The following is a 15,798-nucleotide window of genomic DNA, read 5'->3' as shown; positions in this document are numbered from 1 at the left end:
ATGAATGAAAAAAAATACATGGTCATGGCCTGGTTAATTTGTGGTCTTGGTGCTCTGTATTACAGCTATGAGTATTTATTAAGAATATCCCCCAGTGTGATGGAGCCTGCATTAAGGGAACATTTTAATCTGTCTGCAACCGGTTTCGGGTTGTTGTCTGCCTTTTATTATTACGCTTACGTTCCTCTGCAAATTCCCGTAGGTGTCCTGCTCGATCGCTACGGTCCCCGTGTGTTACTGACACTGGCCTGCATGGTTTGTGTCGTCGGTACGTTTATTTTCTGCGGCACGCAATTGTTCTGGGTAGCGGCAGTTGGCCGTTTTCTCGTGGGTTTTGGATCCGCATTCGCCTTCGTCGGTGTATTGAAACTAGCCACCATCTGGTTACCGGAAGACAAGCTGGCCATGGTGTCCGGTATGGCCTCCGCGCTGGGTACCATTGGTGCCATGCTTGGCGATAATTTATTGGGATACATGGTTATCAAGCTGGGCTGGCGTGAAACAGTAAACTACACGGCCATTTTTGGCATTGGTTTAATTTTTGTTCTTTGGTTCGGTATTCGCGACAGGCATCGCAACCAGCGTCAAAGCGGGACAGTAGAAAATTTCCGTCAAAGCATGACGGATTTAGGCATCATCGCCCGCAATAGACAAATCTGGATCAATGGCATGTATGGCTGCCTGGTTTATTTGCCGGCTACCGTGTTTGCTGAACTCTGGGGCATTCCCTATTTAAAAAATGCACACGGTTTATCGCTGGAAGCGGCTGATTTAGCCAATTCCCTGCTCTTCCTGGGTTTTACCATTGGCGCCCCCTTATTCGGGTTGCTCTCGGACAAATTAAAACGGCGTAAATTGCCGATGGTCATCGGTGCGGTGGGAGCGGCCATTGTTATGATGATGGTTCTTTACATGCCGGGATTGACAGAGATTGGTATTGACGTACTGATGTTTGTGTTAGGCCTGCTTTACAGCGCCCAATGCATCGTATTTGCCGTGGGCCGTGAGTTAAGCCCCAATGAAGCGGCAGGAACGGCCATTGCCATGACCAACATGATTGTCATGCTGGGCGCCATGTTCCTGCAACCCCTGGTGGGCCGCTTACTGGATTTCAGTTTGTCGGTGCATACGCACGCTGCCGGTTTGGATGCGCTCTCTACGGATAAACTGGCGCAACTGTATACGGCCAGCGATTATCAATTTGCCTTATCCATTATTCCTTTAGGGATTGTGCTGGCTGCCATATTAACTTTCTTTCTAGATGAAACTCATGCAGACGCTAACCATTAAGTCAATCAGTAAAAGACAGGCTATCCTTGGTAGTCTGATTTGTGCAGTAGGCGCTTTTTTCTACTGCTACGAATTCGTCTTACGCATTCTTCCGGGGGCCTTACAGAGCGAATTGAGCGCTGCTTTTGGGCATATTTCAGCCACGACCTTTGGTGAATTATCCGCATTCTATTATTTTGCCTATTCACCCATGCAATTGCCAGTGGGGATGTTAATGGATCGCTTTGGTCCGAGGCGTCTTCTGACTTTTGCCTGCCTGTGCTGTACTCTGGGCTCCTGGATGTTTACCATCACTTCCTCCATGCTTATTGCCGGCAGTGGCCGCTTTTTAGTGGGCTTTGGTTCTTCCTTCGCGTTTGTCGGCGTTCTGTCTCTGGCCCTGCAGTGGCTGCCCCGGCGTTATTTTTCTCTGGTTGCAGGATTAATTACCACACTGGGTATGCTGGGTTTAGTCTACGGTGAAGTAAAAATCACCGACATTGCCGAGACCATGGGCTGGTTGCATGTGTTAAACCTGATGGTCACCATTGGCGGCGTGCTGACGTTAATTATTTTCCTAGTCGTCCGCGATGGCCCGGAAGGGAAACCCGCCAGTCAGATTCCCATGCCTGAATTTTGGCAAAATGTCCGTTTTGTGCTGTTGTCGCCGCAAGTCTGGCTTGTTGGTTTTGTAGGGGCCTGCCTGTATACCTCCCTTTCAGTTTTTGGTGAATTATGGGGCAAAACGTATCTGGAACAGGCACATCACTTAAGCAAAATTGAGGCGGCTCATTCGATTTCCGCGATGTTCCTTGGCTGGGCAGTCGGTGCACCTTTGGCCGGCTATTTCTCTGACTTAACCGGGCGCCGCGTGTTGTTCCTGGTGATGGGGGCGATTCTGGGATTGGGATGCATCAGTCTGGTGCTGTATTATCCAGGATTGTCCTATTTCTGGCTCAACGTGTTGTTGTTTCTTTACGGGGTGTTCAGCGCCACCGAAATTATCGTGTTCATCATGGGTAAAGAAAACAGCGGTGCCAAGTTATCCGGAACCGTCTTTGCTGCGGTGAACATGATTGTGACTTTAGGCGGTGTGATTTTTCAACCGTTGGTGGGTAAATTACTGGATACTTTTGGCGACAGCCATTTAGTCAACGGCGAACACGTCTACACGGTGGTTGATTATCAAGTTGCTCTCTCGGTGTTGCCCATTTCGTTACTGTTAGTGGCCATTTTTGCTTTTTTCATGAAAGATGCCACATCCACACACCACTAAACGCTCATCGAAACACGGCGACCAGTTCTTGAACCGGTCGCCGTTGATGTGCTTTGCAACTGATCAGACGCTTGACGGGAAAGGAAATGATGTCGCTGTCCCGGTAGTGGTAACGGGTAAATGGCGTATCATGGTTAGAAATGACCACGGTGACGCCTTTGTTTGCTGAGGCTTTGGCCAGTTCGGCCAATTCAATTTGATCACGCTCGCTGAATCGCTTGTCAATGTAAGACGAAAAACTGGCACTGGCTGACAGCGGAACATAGGGTGGATCGCAATAGACGATGTCCCCTTTTGCTGCCATAGCAAAGGTCTCACGAAAATCCGCGTGCATAAACTGCACAGACTGGCTGCGCTGATGGAACAGCCCCATTTCCTGTCTGGGAAAATAAGGCTTGCGGTAACGGCCAAAAGGCACATTATAAAATCCTTTCAGATTAAACCGGCATAACCCATTATACCCATGGCGATTTAAATAAAGGAACAAGGCTGCGCGTTCCCGCGACGGCAGAGTTTGATTAAATTGTTGCCGCAGGTGGTAATACTGTTGTGGCGAATTATTGAGAGGAATAAAGTAGTGCTCACAATAATCAATAAAGTCATTGCCTTCTTCTCGTAAGTGATTGTAAAGCGTAATTAAGTCAAGATTGCGCTCCGCGAGAAGGTAGGAAGTATAACTCGAATTGATAAAGACCGCGCCGGAACCGGCAAAAGGCTCTATCAGGCGTTGACCGGGTGGGAGGGATTTCAAGATGAATTCCAGGCAGTGGAATTTGTTTCCTGCCCATTTTAAAAAGGGTTTGGTTTTATTCATAACTGGGTAGACAGAGTGTAAACCGCTCCATTTAACAGGGCATGCAGCCCCCGTGTGCCTAAACCGAATTGTGATCCTGTTTTCCCCTGAATGCAAATTTTCTTTTTCTTTAAAAAACTGCCCAGGCTTTAAGGTTGACGCTGTTAGTCGGCTGTGGGTATGATGCTTCTGCATCAATGAAAAGGGGTTTTAACAGTGAGTGAGCTTAATGAATTTCTCCGTACGGCCTGGGGTTCTGAGCAATGGATTCTGGAAGGCTGGAACAAAATCACGGAAGAGGAAAAAAATCTTATTCGCCAACGTATGGATGAACTGTTCAAAGACGGTCTGCCTTTTGAGTTGAAGAATCATAAGCTATTGTATGTTTTTACATTTTCCTTACTGGCTCAACTCGAAGTCCTTGCCATTCAGGTGCCTTTAAAATTTCAGGACAAAATGTCCTCTGAAGAACACCGGCAGCGCATGAGGGTACAATTCCTGGATGAAATTTTCCATGGCCTGGTGTTTACCAAAATTGTGTACATGCTTTCAGCCCCTCACGCAATGCCGCCAGCGTACAACGAACACATTGAAGTGTTGTGTAATTTTATTCGTAACGAAGACTGTCCTAAAGTAGCGGTGATGCTGCTTAATCTTATCGGCGAAGGCTGGATTGAAGAAATTTTTTATAGTCTTAAAAAACAGGGTGTCGCGCCGCGGGTGTTTGAGACTATCATTGACGATGAGCACCGCCATGTGTGTGAAGCCGATCTGTACAAAGACATTGGTTTGCCTGATATGGACGAAGTCCGTGAAAAAATGGCTTTTCTCGAAGAGCAGTTGCTGACTAATATTTTTCTGCAATACAAATACATGTTTTCTGTTTGTTCGTTGCTGGGTGTGGATGGCACCATTGATTTCCTGCAGTCGCTTAATCAGAAACACCTGCAGCAGCTTGAAAAAATCAATTTAAAGCCCAGCGACAACTGGCAATTTTTCATGAAAGTAGGCGAGGAGCTTTTTCCACGAATTCGTGAGATGTCAGAATTGCATTACGCGGTGGAGATGACCCCAATTCGAAAAGTCTTCATGACGCAATGGAGTGATCCCTCTGATCCCACCATGGTTGGTGAATTTAATCTCAACATCAGTTGCATCGATTTCTTTAATAAAAAATTTCCTCCTGAAACCGTAACCATTCTCATGCTGCAGGCTGTCAGCCTGGGATTAAGTGAAACGGATTCGTTTCGTTCCTTTTTAAATTACCGGCAATTGTTCCAAAGCAAAGAAGCCTACATGGGATTAATTGTTAAATTGCCTGATTGCGGCGATCACATTGGCACCATCGTTTTTGAAAATTGCCACCGCATGGCCTTTCAGGAAATTGCCGTACGAGTTCGCAACATCATGAAAATGATGGTGTATTGTTTTAAGAAGCGCGAATACCTGGAAAAAACATACCCTCACTTAAGCGTTAAGCTCGAAAAAATGCTCTATGAACTGGCAACTGATGGCTATGATTACCCCTTGCCAGGTAATGCGGTGGTGTCGTTAAGTAATATTGGATTTTGCGGCTACGTGCGTACCAAATCACCTCTGCGCTGCAATGAAGCCATGAAGTTTACGCTGCTGGAAGTCGATCGGAAGCCTGTATGGAATAAAGAAACACAGGCATTTGAGCCTCAGGATATTCTACCGGTATCCATCAGCGCCGATCATCGTATTTTTGATGGCAACATCCCGGTGCCAAAAATGGTGCAAGGTTATTTTAACCAGATGTTTGCCAAGTTCCTTGAGGATTTAGCCAATCCGCCAACGCTCATACCGGATACGCAGGAAGCGCAACTGTTTAAAGTGATGGAAGAATTAATTACAAGGAATGTGGATCTGGCTTATAAAACACTGCTGGTTCTGCAAACCTATTGGGTTGACCCGTTACGGGTTGAAACCCTGCTCAGTGAAGAATTAAGACAGGAATTGGAAAGTAACCCGCCTGAAAGCTTTTATCAATAACAGACTAGGCTTTGAGGCTGTCCATTCGCATTGGACAACCTCAAACAGCTGTTGGTTATATCGCCAGGGTTAAAAGAAAAAGAGCGACCAGCACCACGCTGCCCAGTAACAGATTACCGCCCGGGACCAGCACAATACCCCCATCGGGATTGACGCGGCGAGCCCGCCAGGTCATGACGGCAGGCATCAGCAGCAGCAGGATGATGCAACAAACCCCGGCGTAAGCCAGCGCATGCAGGTAGATTCCAGGATTAACCAGAACGACCATCAGGGGGGGGAGGAATGTCAGTGCCAACGTCCATTTACCCTGCAAGCCTGATTTCTTAAGGGACAAGCCATCGGCTAGAAAGTCAAATAAACCAATGGATACGCCTAAAAAGGCAGTCACCATGCAAATGGAGGTGAAAAAGCCAAAAAAGCCGGTAATCCATTGACTGTGAACCGCATGGCTTAAGGAGTCTGTGAGGCCGCTGGTGGTGTGTTCATTGCTGGCTAAGGCAATTAATCCATCTGCCCCATCACGTGCAATAACGCCCATAATGACCGCATCCCAGAGGATATAACAGGTCAGAGGAATCAACGAGCCAAACAGAATCACTTTGCGCAAGGCAGCCACGTCGTCATTAAAATAGTCGCGAAGGCTGGGTACAATGGATGCGAAACCAAAAGAGGTGACCAGGATCATCAGGCTGCCGGTAATTGCCTTGATGGAGCCCCCGCTTAGAGTGCTGACGTTGACATGGGGACTGATGATCACAACCAGCAACAGGTAAATGCCAAGTTTACCGAACATTAAACCACGGTTGACATAATCGACGGCCCGAATTCCCGCATAAACCACGAGACTGAACAAGCCGGTAAATACCAGGGCCGTAATCCAGTTTGGCATCGTTAAATGAGCACGCCCTAAAATACCTCCAAGAACATCGCTGCCACCCGAAATATAAGCGGCCAAGAGGGTGTAAAGCAGGAAAAGATAAGTAATCCAGGCGATAATCTGACCGGGTAGACCCAGGGTGGATTTTGCCATGGAAACCATGTTACTGCCCGCGGGTAAACGCAGATTCACTTCAAGGATCAACAACGCGCCGACGGTCATGATAAGCCAGCATAAAATCAGGAAAAAAATGGAATTGGTAAAACCAACTTCCGCTGTCGAAACGGGTAAGGCCAGCATTCCTCCACCAATGGAAGTACCTACAATAAGAAGAATGCCGCCGATGAATTTAGAGTTTGCCAATTTAAAGTCCATTATGTATAAATTTAATACAATATATTAAAGAATATATTCCCCATAGTCAATAGACCGCGCAAGCGAAGCGGCCTATAGCACATGCAGCATCTGCAATACTGCATGAATTAATAATAAAAATGAACAAAAAATCACAAAAACCGGGGTTAGCTTCCCGCCGGGGACCTGGTATTCACTTTTAAATTTTTTCCGCCCCAGCATGACCATCAACGCGGGTAAAAGCAACAATAAAATCACACAAAAAATACCGGCATAACTCAGCGCGGAAATGTAGGCTCCGGGATAGTAAAGCACCAGAAGCAGGGGGGGGAGGAAGGTTAACACAAACAACCCCGCACCTTCCTTGCCTTTCTGTTGCACTTTAAGACCGTCAGCGAGAAAGCTTATCAGGCAGAGCGAAACACCCAGAAAGGCCGTGAGCATGCAAATGGAAGTAAAGAAATTAAACAGGGACGTGATGAGGGTGCTGTGCACGGTTTTTGCGAGCATGGCCGCTAATTCGCTGTTGGTGCGATCACTGTGCATTAACGCGGCCAATCCGGAATCGCCTGTGGAGGGCAGGGTGCCAATGATCACCGCATCCCACGCCAGGTAGCAAAGCAGGGGAATAAAGGAGCCAATTAAAATCACCCGCCTCAATGTTTTGATGTCATCATTAAAGTATTCGCGAAGATTGGGAACGATGATGGCGAAACCAAACGACGTGATTAACAGCATGATGCTACCGGCAATGTAACGGTAATTGCCGCCATCGAGGTAATTTAATTGAATGTGGGGCGCGATCAGGACGACCAGAATCAAATACACGCCCAGTTTACCGAACATCAGGCCCCGGTTGAGCAAATCGACGCTGCGGATCCCGGCATAAACCACCGCCCCAAAGGCTAAGGTAAATAATAAACTGGCCTGCCATTCATTGAGATGCAGTCCTAGACGGGAAAACAGGCTGGCAAAAATGTCCGCCCCGCCTGAGATGTAGGCGGATAAAAGGGTATACAGGAGAAAGAGGTAGCTGAGCCAGGCAGCCAATAACCCTGCTTTGCCCAGGGTGGCCTCCGCCATGGAAACCATGTGTTTTCCACGGGGCAAATAGAGGTTGGCTTCAAGGATAAACAAAGCGCCCAAGGTCATGACCGCCCAACATAAAAAAAGAAAGAAGGCTGATTGCCAGAAACCGGTCGCGGCATTAGCTACCGGCAGTGCCAACATGCCGCCGCCAATGGATGTGCCTACAACAAGAAGAATGCCGCCAATGAATCTGGATTTCATAATTACCTCCAATGAAGAATCCTGTCCTTAACACTTACAAGCTTCGCATCCTTGAGGCTTTGGGTTTTGGGTGCTCCGGTAGAGCACTATTTTGTCATGGCCACGGCCGGCATGGGCGCGGGGCGCGCAATCGGCGCATTAAACCATTGTATTTCCACACGGCGGTTCTGGGCGCTGCCATGAATGATTTTATTGTCTGAAACGTCATACTTGTCGCCATACCCTTCCGCCGTCAGGCGCTGGGCTTGAATGCCATTGGCCCATAAAAAAGTCAGCATGGCTTCGGCGCGGGCTTGCGACAGCTTTTGTTTATGTCGCCTTGAACCGATATTATCGGTAAACCCTGCAACATAGATAGTACTATTTGGATATAAACGAAGCAATCGCACAATATTGACCAGGGCCGGATAACAGATATCGTTCAATTCCGGTGTATCAAAGACATAATAACGGTCGGTAGGAACAATTAACGTCATGGTATCGCCGTATTCAACAAATTGAATGTCCTGTTCATTCAGATCGTTGACGATGGCTTGTTTGGTTTCCTTATAAAGACTGGTGGCTGCTCCCGCAATACCGCCGACCACGATGCCCCCTGGGATGGCTGCTGAACTGGCGGCACTGGCCACGGTACCGGCAATAAGACCATAGGTTGCTCCCTTGGCCGTGTATTTGGGCATGGTATTATAAGGTTTGAAATTATTGTAGGGTGGTTTGTAGCAGCCGCTCAAAGACAAAGGCAGCAGCAGGCTTGATATAGCCAGGTATCGGGCGGCGTATTTGGATGACATTCCTACTCCTGTTACAGATCTATCCCTCATTATTAAGCATCCCTGCCTATTTCGCAATCAATGCCCTCATTTTCTGCTGACGGGCCGGTTGCCAAGGTTATGGATGAAATAATCCATTGTAAATTAAAGCATTAGATAAAAAAACTGCTTAACAGACTACGAAAGGCCATCAGCATTGGTTATAGTGAAAGGCCGTCTCAATGGATGTCTTGCGCATGGCAGAGAAAAAATTTTCATTCAAATTAACCCTGGCGGCATTGGGGGTGGTATTTGGGGATATTGGAACCAGCCCTTTGTATGCCATTCGTGAAACCCTGTGGGGACTTCCCATCAATCAGCTCGATGTTATGGGGGTTTTATCCCTGGTTTTCTGGTCGCTGATCATTGTGATTTCTCTCAAATACCTGGCGGTGGTTCTGCGTGCCGACAACGATGGTGAAGGGGGTATCCTGGCCTTGCTGGCCCTTTTGAAACGCAAGCGTGCCCGCCACGAACACCTGTTTTATCTCGTCGCTATTTTTGGAGCCGGATTATTAATTGGGGACGGGATGCTGACGCCGGCTATTTCAGTCACCAGCTCCATCGAGGGTTTAAAAACCGTGTCGCCGCAACTGGAAAAATGGGTGGTGCCTTTATCCTGCCTCATTCTAGTCGCTTTATTTTCCCTGCAATACAAAGGAACATCCAAAATCGGTTTTGCTTTCGGCCCCCTGTTGTTGATTTGGTTTGTGACCATCGCCATCCTCGGTGTGAATAAAATTATGGATAATCCCGAGGTGCTGAAAGCGGTTAATCCGTATTATGCATTTGAGTTTTTTCGAGAAAACGGCATGAAAGGATTTTTCCTTTTGGGCGGTGTTTTTCTGGTGGTGACCGGAGGGGAGGCCATGTATGCTGACATCGGTCATTTTGGTAAAAACCCTATCCGTGCCAGTTGGTTCATGATTGCCTTGCCCTGCCTGTTACTGAATTATTTTGGCCAATGCGCCAATCTCCTGGCCCATCCTGAGGACATTGACAACCCGTTTTACAATCTTGCGCCCGACGGTTTTTTTATCCCCCTGCTCATCATCTCAACCATTGCCACCATCATTGCTTCCCAGGCGTTGATTACCGCGACCTTTTCATTGACGCGGCAAGCGGTGTTGCTTGGGCTTTATCCCAAGCTGCAGATCGTTCAAACCTCCAAGGAGCATGCAGGGCAGATTTACATACCCCAGGTTAATTTTTTCCTAATGATAGGGACGTTGCTGCTGATTGTTATTTTCCAGAATTCCGCCAATCTTGCCCATGCTTACGGCATCGCCGTTAACCTCACCATGCTGATGGTTACCCTGATGGTTGCGTATGCGTCGGTCAAGGTTTGGCATTGGTCAATGATCAAGATGCTTGTGGTGTTCTCGGTGTTCGTGTCCGTTGATTTGCTGTTTCTGGCCTCCAACTCGCACAAATTCATTACCGGCGGATGGGTGCCGATTGGTTTTGCCCTGGTTGTTGCGACCATTATGTTTACCTGGAATAACGGCTTGCAGTATTTAAAAAACAATTACTACATGGCAAAAGAAGACATTTCCAAAATAGTGAAGCAATTGCATTATAAAACCTTAAATAAACTTCCCGGTCTAACAGCGATTTTTATTACCGATACTTACGATCGAAGCGGGGGGAGTTTTCTTCATTTCCTGAAACTGAGTCTGTCCGTTCCTCAAAACATTCTGATAGTTAATTATATCGTGCGTAATCGCCCGCACATTTACGTTAAACACCGTTTTGAAGTCAATAAACTCGATGAAACCATTTATGAATTGACACTGAATTATGGCTTTATGGATAACATTTCCATCCCCGAGGCGCTGGAAACGTTAAATGAGAAGGCGATTCTGCCGTTTAAACTGAATGTGGATAATGCCACTTACCTGGTGGAAATTCCCAATATCATGGCGTCGCGTGAGAAACGATCGCTTAATTTTTATTGGCAGGAAAAACTATTTGCCTTTCTGATGCGCAATTACTCGGTGAACCTCAATATCGAATTTTATAAACTGCCTTACAACCGCACCATGGCCATCGGGACTTATTTCCAGATTTAATCAGCTCCTGACGTGGCAACCATTGGACAAGGGTTTTGACGGAAGGACGACCTGGATGTTGATGCCTTTTATTGTCGGGCTGCTCTGTGCCTGTAAAAGGTAGTCAATTAGCGACACGTCGACCACTTTGCCGTATTGGGAAGACGCTTGACGGAAAATGGGTTCTCCATTTTTCCAGAAGACAAAGCCCAAGTGCGATACATTGAGGTTGGTGCCAATTTGTTTGCGTAAATTCCAATTGGGTCTGACGATTTCAACGATGGCGGCCTCAGGAATCTGCTTGAACAGGTATTGGTTAGCCTTGCCCTTGGCATCAAACAACGCTGTAAACGGCAGGTAGGGCAGATTCGACACCGTGCGCGGCAGTTTGTTTCCCAGGGTTTGTAACTCATGAAGCCGTTGCTGTTTCTGGTGCGGTAAGGGGTGAAGCAAACGAATGTGATCGTCTCCAAAATGCCCATACCACGAGGGTTTATCAATATAAGCGGTCGCGGTTTTAAACACCGGATTTCCTTTGTCATCGACAATGGTGGTCGTGATGTCTTTAACGTAACCCTGACGTTGATTATTGTGGTTCCAGTCCAAGCCGGTAAAATGATTGCGATGGATAAAACCCAATCGACCCTGACTGTAGCGAAGATTTCTCAGGCAGTGTTGAAAAGTCTGCGCATTGTCGGCCAGCGCAATGGCCACTATGGTGGTGACGTAGGTTTCGCAATCAAATGCATCCGTACGGTAACGCGGGTATTGATCAAAACGCGCAAGACGCCCTTCGCCCAAAGCCCCGAGTACATAGGGTTTTCCCAGGAAATAGCCGCTGATTTTTTCAAGACGTTGTGCCATATCAAAATTCGGTATGTGATTGAGGCTGTGATATAGTCCCTTTAAAGTGGCGGTTGCCTGCTTTTCTTCCGTGGCCTCTGCGTGAGCAGAAAAAGCGGACAGGCCGAGAGTCAGGGTTATCATGCAGGATAATAATGTCTGGCAGGTTTTTCTCATGGCGTTCTCGGCAGATTTGATGGTCAATTTTAACCCTGATGCAACAGAGGTACAAGAATGCTGAATGCAATATGGTTGGGGATGATCGTTTTGTCAGTGGTCGTTGGAGCCATTGAAGGACGGTTGGATAATGTTGTGCATGCGGTGACCGACTCAGCCAAACTTGGCTTTGAAATCGCACTGGGCTTAAGCGGCATTATGGCCTTGTGGCTGGGTATTATGGCGATTGCGTCGGAATCAGGCCTGGTGAATCGCTTTGCGCACTGGCTTAAGCCGGTCCTGCGGCCCTTGTTTCCTGATGTCCCCGTGGATGATCCAGCCATGGGGGCCATGGTTATGAACATTGCCGCGAACATGCTGGGTTTGGCCAATGCAGCAACGCCGTTTGGTCTTAAAGCCATGAACGAACTGCAACGTTTAAATGGCAAGGCGGAGCAGGCTAGCGATGCCATGTGCACTTTTTTGGCCATAAACACCTCGAGTGTGCAATTAATTCCGGCAACAGCCATCGCATTTCTTGCGGCAAACGGCGCTCACCAACCCAGCTCGGTGATTTTCACTTCCCTGATAGCCACCAGTGTTTCGACCCTGGTTGCCATTGTTGCAGTAAAACAATTAGCAAAATTACCGGCCTATCGTTTAAGAGAGATTGAGATCAATGATTGAGATTGCCAATGCCATTTCCAATTGGGTTCTTCTGCTTTTTGTAGTCGGTATCCCGCTTTACGGTTCATTCAAAAAAATCAATGTGTTTGATGCTTTTGTCAGCGGTGCGAAGCAGGGGTTTGAAACCAGCATCAGCATCATTCCCTACCTGATTGCCATGATGGTGGCGATTGGAATGCTCAGAGCCTCCGGTTTTTTTGAACTGTTAAATGCCATTCTGGCTCCTGTGCTGTCATGGTTTGGCATGCCGTCGGAGTTATTGCCCTTGGCGCTTATCAGGCCATTTTCGGGGAGTGCTGCCACGGGTGTCATGGCTGAATTGATTCATGAAAACGGAGGGGATTCGTTTATTTCAAAAACAGCCGCCACCATGATGGGCAGTACCGAAACGACGTTTTATGTCATCGCAGTCTATTTTGGCGCAGTTGGGATTAAACGCACTCGCCATGCCATTCCGGCAGGGCTCCTTGCGGATTTAGCCGGGATTGTGGCGAGCGTGATGGTTTGCCGCTACCTTTTTTTGTAGTAGGAAATGCCGGAGCTACACGCTCTTCTTTTTGGCCCTTCTTGATCTTGACGGGGGTACCACAGGCATGAGCACAATGTCATGCAAACGCCAATTGTATTGTTCAAGTTTATCGCGCAAAGCATTGAGTTTCACCAAAGAAACCTCGTCCGCCTTCGGTTCAATAAGGATATCGCCAAAAAAGACATGGCCCTCATCACGAAAACGAGTGGTAACCGACTGAACCCAGTCTTCTTGTTTTATAATGGCCTTCACTTCGGCGATCAAGGGATCCGTTTTTTCCTGGCCTATCATTTTGGGAATCTCATCCAGCAAATCATAGACAGACTGTTTAAAATTCTGATAGCCGTCATGAATGATGCTGACTGAAATCAGTATTCCTACGGAGGCATCGGCCCACCAATAACCTAATCCAATACCCAGAATACCGATAATACTGGCAAAAGCGCTCATCCAGCTCGCTTTGTTCATTTTTGAATCGGTAAATAAAATCTTGTCGTAGAGTTTTCGTGAGAGCGGCAGTTTGATATGACCCAGGATGGTCGAGGGTATTCCGGACCATAACAGCGCGGGGATCATGATAAAGCCCAACCACACGGAATGACCAAAGAAAAACACGGTAGGAATGGTCGGATGTTCCTGTTGCACGAGAACAACAATCCCATCAACTAAAAGATAAATTCCGAGGATAAGCAAAGCCAGTGAGCTGGTAAAAAAAGACATGGTGGTGACACGATGAAAGCCATAAGGGAAATTACGATTGGCTTTCCATTTGATAAGACGGCTGGCTATCAAGAAAGACGCGGGGGGGATAATACCCAGCATGTCTTCAAGCCAGATTGTTTTCATGGTTTGCGAATTTGACATGACTAAAAACGAAAAAATACTGGTGGAAATCATGTAAAAAAAAGAAATCCATTCATAACGGATAGCCTGAGCGTAAATGGGTTGCAATTTTTTCGGAAATTCCAGTGTTTTAGTCACGTGCAGCATGACGAATTTCCTTCTGTTGTTCAATGAACTCATTGACCTGTTTAAGCCAGCCATTTTCACCAGGCGGCACAGCCAGCACATAGGCCACCGAATTTTTTTTGGAGTACGGTATGGTAAACGCAAGGATGTCAGACCAGGGTGAATCCTTACGAATAGCGCAGGCGGCGATATCCAGTTTAAAGTCATGCAATTGCCGATACAATCCTTCCTGATTGTCTGAAAACCACGTTATTTCCGCATTCAGATGCTTTGCCAATTGCTGCAATAATTTCCTTTCTTCTGACGGTGTTGCATGGTTTAAACAAACGCCTGCTTTTAAGCGATGAGTTTCATAAATTGCTTTTAAAGTGCGGTTAGGATCATCGGGAAATTGACAACCTGAAAGCGCGATGACAAGACAGATCGGGGGTATGCTGTTTATCCATTTCACCATAATGATTCCTTCCTTGGACGCTCAATTTGTTACGATAATTTAATGCATTGATTCCAGGATCCGCCTGGATTTTCTGTGACTAAAAATTAAAAATCGTTAATTATCAGGTATTCATTTTATCTAAACCTATGGTAATGTTAAATGGAAATCGACCTTTCATGGTTGGTATTCATGCTGTAATCAAATCATCATAATGAACAAAAATATAAGGAAATGTCATGAATTCAAAGCTTTTATTTTCTTTGGTTTGCAGCGCCGTGTTGTTCGCTTCCGGTTGCAATACCAACCCTCATTTTTATAACAATGCCAATCAGCCTGCAACACCTGTTACTGCAACTCAAAAGCAAACAGATGCCAAGATTTTAAGCAGCTTAATTGTGCTGAATAAAAACGAAATTGCTGCCGCTAATGCAGCACAACAAAAATCAGCCAATCATGCAGTTAGAAATTATGCTGAAACCATGAATAAGGCTCACAGCAGAAACCTGCAGGAAGCCGAGCGTTTAAGCCAAAAACTGGATGTTGCTCCCAAGCAAGGTCAAACAGCGGCTCAATTGCAACGCAAAGGCCGACAAGAACTGGCGACCTTAAACCGTCTGCAAAATCATGCCTTTGATCGTGCTTACATCAATGCCATGGTTAAAGATCATGCAGCGGCTCTGCAATTACTGGATCAACGATTGATTCCTCAGGCAACGAATCCGCAATTGCGCCAGTACCTGGAAGCAACCCGTGCTCATGTGGCTCAGCATTTAAAACAGGCACAAGCCGTTCAAAGTCAATTGGCTAATTCGTAATAATAAAAAAACCGGGCGAGCGTGCTGCGCGTCCGGTTTATTTTGATTTGGATTCTGATTAATTAACCTTTTTTACCCTGTTTTCTCGCTTTACTGGCCAGATTGCCTTCTTCATAAAGTTTCAATTGCGCAAGCAAGGTATTGGTATTGGCTTTAAATGTGGCCAATTCGCGTCCTGAGATCGGCGCCCCTCGTGGCAGAGTAACCGTTGTCGGGTTTTTAGGCTGGCCGTTAATATGAAATTCATAATGGCAATGCGGACCTGAAGCCAGACCTGTCTGACCCACATAACCAATGACCTGGCCCCGACGTACGAAGTCACCGCGGGATAATCCTTTCTGGAATTTGAGCATGTGCCCGTAAATGGTGCTGTAAAGCTTGTTATGATTAATCTTAATCATGTTGCCATAACCGCTTTGACGGCCGATAATTTCAATGCGGCCATCACCGGTGGCTTGAATGGGGGTACCGATACGGGCTGCCAGGTCCACCCCTTTGTGGGCACGTCGATAATGCAGTATGGGATGGTAACGCGACAGGCTGAATGTCGAGCTGATATGGCTGAAGCGGATGGGGTAGCGATTAAAGGCCTTTTTGAGGCTGGTACCCTGCGGCGTGTAATAGTCGGTAC

At 46.9% G+C, this 15,798-nt stretch carries 15 protein-coding genes (1 of these 15 cut by a window edge); 7 read left to right on the top strand and 8 right to left on the bottom strand.

All coding sequences use genetic code 11. The annotated features are described in order from the left end of the window. The gene (locus GH742_RS13050) at positions 1-1,290 is read left to right on the top strand and encodes an MFS transporter (RefSeq protein ID WP_203456958.1); all 1,290 of its coding nucleotides are present in this window, start codon (positions 1-3) and stop codon (positions 1,288-1,290) included. Beyond that, positions 1,271-2,545: an MFS transporter gene (locus tag GH742_RS13045; RefSeq protein WP_203455330.1), complete on the top strand. Its 1,275-nt coding sequence runs from the start codon at positions 1,271-1,273 to the stop codon at positions 2,543-2,545. Before GH742_RS13050 ends, GH742_RS13045 begins: the two co-directional genes overlap by 20 nt. Before the next feature lie 4 nt (positions 2,546-2,549). Here GH742_RS13045 and GH742_RS13040 read toward each other — a convergent pair whose 3' ends face one another. Next, complete coding sequence (locus tag GH742_RS13040) at positions 2,550-3,359, bottom strand: Dam family site-specific DNA-(adenine-N6)-methyltransferase (RefSeq protein ID WP_203455329.1); 810 nt, start codon at positions 3,357-3,359, stop codon at positions 2,550-2,552. 195 nt (positions 3,360-3,554) lie between these two features. Between GH742_RS13040 and GH742_RS13035 the strand changes: the two genes are divergently transcribed. Continuing rightward, on the top strand, positions 3,555-5,351 hold the full coding sequence (locus GH742_RS13035; protein WP_203455328.1) for a 2-oxo acid dehydrogenase subunit E2: 1,797 nt from the start codon (positions 3,555-3,557) through the stop codon (positions 5,349-5,351). 55 nt (positions 5,352-5,406) lie between these two features. Here GH742_RS13035 and GH742_RS13030 read toward each other — a convergent pair whose 3' ends face one another. The 3 genes from GH742_RS13030 to cmpA all read right to left on the bottom strand — a co-directional run bounded on the left by GH742_RS13030 (position 5,407) and on the right by cmpA (position 8,663). Further along, positions 5,407-6,591, bottom strand: a complete 1,185-nt coding sequence (locus GH742_RS13030; protein ID WP_203455327.1) for an amino acid permease — start codon at positions 6,589-6,591, stop codon at positions 5,407-5,409. A gap of 84 nt (positions 6,592-6,675) precedes the next feature. Further along, positions 6,676-7,872: an amino acid permease gene (locus GH742_RS13025; protein ID WP_203455326.1), complete on the bottom strand. Its 1,197-nt coding sequence runs from the start codon at positions 7,870-7,872 to the stop codon at positions 6,676-6,678. Positions 7,873-7,958: 86 nt separating this feature from the next. Further along, on the bottom strand, positions 7,959-8,663 hold the full coding sequence (cmpA, locus tag GH742_RS13020; RefSeq protein ID WP_203455325.1) for a C-OmpA-like family protein CmpA: 705 nt from the start codon (positions 8,661-8,663) through the stop codon (positions 7,959-7,961). Positions 8,664-8,878: 215 nt separating this feature from the next. On the opposite strand from cmpA, the gene GH742_RS13015 reads away from it, so the two are divergent. Continuing rightward, entirely contained in the window at positions 8,879-10,753 is a 1,875-nt protein-coding gene (locus GH742_RS13015) for a potassium transporter Kup (protein WP_203455324.1), read from the top strand. Here the strand turns inward: GH742_RS13015 and GH742_RS13010 are convergent, their stop codons facing one another. After that, positions 10,754-11,752 (bottom strand): N-acetylmuramoyl-L-alanine amidase-like domain-containing protein, encoded by a 999-nt coding sequence (locus GH742_RS13010; RefSeq protein WP_203455323.1) that lies wholly within the window; start codon positions 11,750-11,752, stop codon positions 10,754-10,756. Positions 11,753-11,809: 57 nt separating this feature from the next. On the opposite strand from GH742_RS13010, the gene GH742_RS13005 reads away from it, so the two are divergent. Next, positions 11,810-12,418, top strand: coding sequence for a nucleoside recognition domain-containing protein (locus GH742_RS13005; protein WP_203455322.1), 609 nt, complete (start codon positions 11,810-11,812; stop codon positions 12,416-12,418). Beyond that, positions 12,411-12,944, top strand: a complete 534-nt coding sequence (locus GH742_RS13000) for a spore maturation protein (RefSeq protein WP_203455321.1) — start codon at positions 12,411-12,413, stop codon at positions 12,942-12,944. The genes GH742_RS13005 and GH742_RS13000 overlap by 8 nt, the downstream gene beginning before the upstream one ends. Positions 12,945-12,959: 15 nt before the next feature. Here GH742_RS13000 and GH742_RS12995 read toward each other — a convergent pair whose 3' ends face one another. Together GH742_RS12995 and GH742_RS12990 are read right to left on the bottom strand one after the other, a co-directional pair. Further along, positions 12,960-13,937 carry a cation transporter gene (locus tag GH742_RS12995; protein WP_203455320.1) on the bottom strand — a complete coding sequence of 326 codons (978 nt, stop codon included), beginning with the start codon at positions 13,935-13,937 and terminating at the stop codon, positions 12,960-12,962. After that, a complete protein-coding gene (locus tag GH742_RS12990; RefSeq protein WP_203455319.1) occupies positions 13,921-14,370 on the bottom strand; it encodes a hypothetical protein in 450 nt (149 codons plus the stop codon). Before GH742_RS12990 ends, GH742_RS12995 begins: the two co-directional genes overlap by 17 nt. 218 nt (positions 14,371-14,588) lie before the next feature. Here GH742_RS12990 and GH742_RS12985 point away from each other — a divergent pair, with 218 nt between their 5' ends. Further along, positions 14,589-15,167 carry a DUF4142 domain-containing protein gene (locus tag GH742_RS12985; RefSeq protein ID WP_203455318.1) on the top strand — a complete coding sequence of 193 codons (579 nt, stop codon included), beginning with the start codon at positions 14,589-14,591 and terminating at the stop codon, positions 15,165-15,167. A gap of 62 nt (positions 15,168-15,229) precedes the next feature. Here GH742_RS12985 and GH742_RS12980 read toward each other — a convergent pair whose 3' ends face one another. Then, positions 15,230-15,798: the end of a peptidoglycan DD-metalloendopeptidase family protein gene (locus GH742_RS12980; RefSeq protein ID WP_203455317.1), read on the bottom strand. 862 nt of this gene lie beyond the right edge of the window; the window shows 569 of its 1,431 coding nt (coding positions 863-1,431); its start codon lies off the right edge, out of view; it ends in the stop codon at positions 15,230-15,232.

Origin of the sequence: Legionella sp. MW5194, from assembly GCF_016864235.1 — a bacterium.
Taxonomy (GTDB): Bacteria; Pseudomonadota; Gammaproteobacteria; order Legionellales; family Legionellaceae; genus Legionella_C.
The sequence above is the reverse complement of the archived record's forward strand: the minus strand, read 5'-3'. Positions and strand labels throughout refer to the sequence as shown.

Bases quoted from the DNA above. Each gene is read 5' to 3' on its own strand.
- GH742_RS12990 (WP_203455319.1), bottom strand. From the start codon at position 14,370: ATGGTGAAATGGATAAACAGCATACCCCCGATCTGTCTTGTCATCGCG.
- GH742_RS13040 (WP_203455329.1), bottom strand. From the start codon at position 3,359: ATGAATAAAACCAAACCCTTTTTAAAATGGGCAGGAAACAAATTCCAC.
- cmpA (WP_203455325.1), bottom strand. From the start codon at position 8,663: ATGTCATCCAAATACGCCGCCCGATACCTGGCTATATCAAGCCTGCTG.
- GH742_RS12985 (WP_203455318.1), top strand. From the start codon at position 14,589: ATGAATTCAAAGCTTTTATTTTCTTTGGTTTGCAGCGCCGTGTTGTTC.
- GH742_RS13015 (WP_203455324.1), top strand. From the start codon at position 8,879: ATGGCAGAGAAAAAATTTTCATTCAAATTAACCCTGGCGGCATTGGGG.
- GH742_RS13025 (WP_203455326.1), bottom strand. From the start codon at position 7,872: ATGAAATCCAGATTCATTGGCGGCATTCTTCTTGTTGTAGGCACATCC.
- GH742_RS13010 (WP_203455323.1), bottom strand. From the start codon at position 11,752: ATGAGAAAAACCTGCCAGACATTATTATCCTGCATGATAACCCTGACT.
- GH742_RS13045 (WP_203455330.1), top strand. From the start codon at position 1,271: ATGCAGACGCTAACCATTAAGTCAATCAGTAAAAGACAGGCTATCCTT.
- GH742_RS13005 (WP_203455322.1), top strand. From the start codon at position 11,810: ATGCTGAATGCAATATGGTTGGGGATGATCGTTTTGTCAGTGGTCGTT.
- GH742_RS13000 (WP_203455321.1), top strand. From the start codon at position 12,411: ATGATTGAGATTGCCAATGCCATTTCCAATTGGGTTCTTCTGCTTTTT.
- GH742_RS12995 (WP_203455320.1), bottom strand. From the start codon at position 13,937: ATGCTGCACGTGACTAAAACACTGGAATTTCCGAAAAAATTGCAACCC.
- GH742_RS13050 (WP_203456958.1), top strand. From the start codon at position 1: ATGAATGAAAAAAAATACATGGTCATGGCCTGGTTAATTTGTGGTCTT.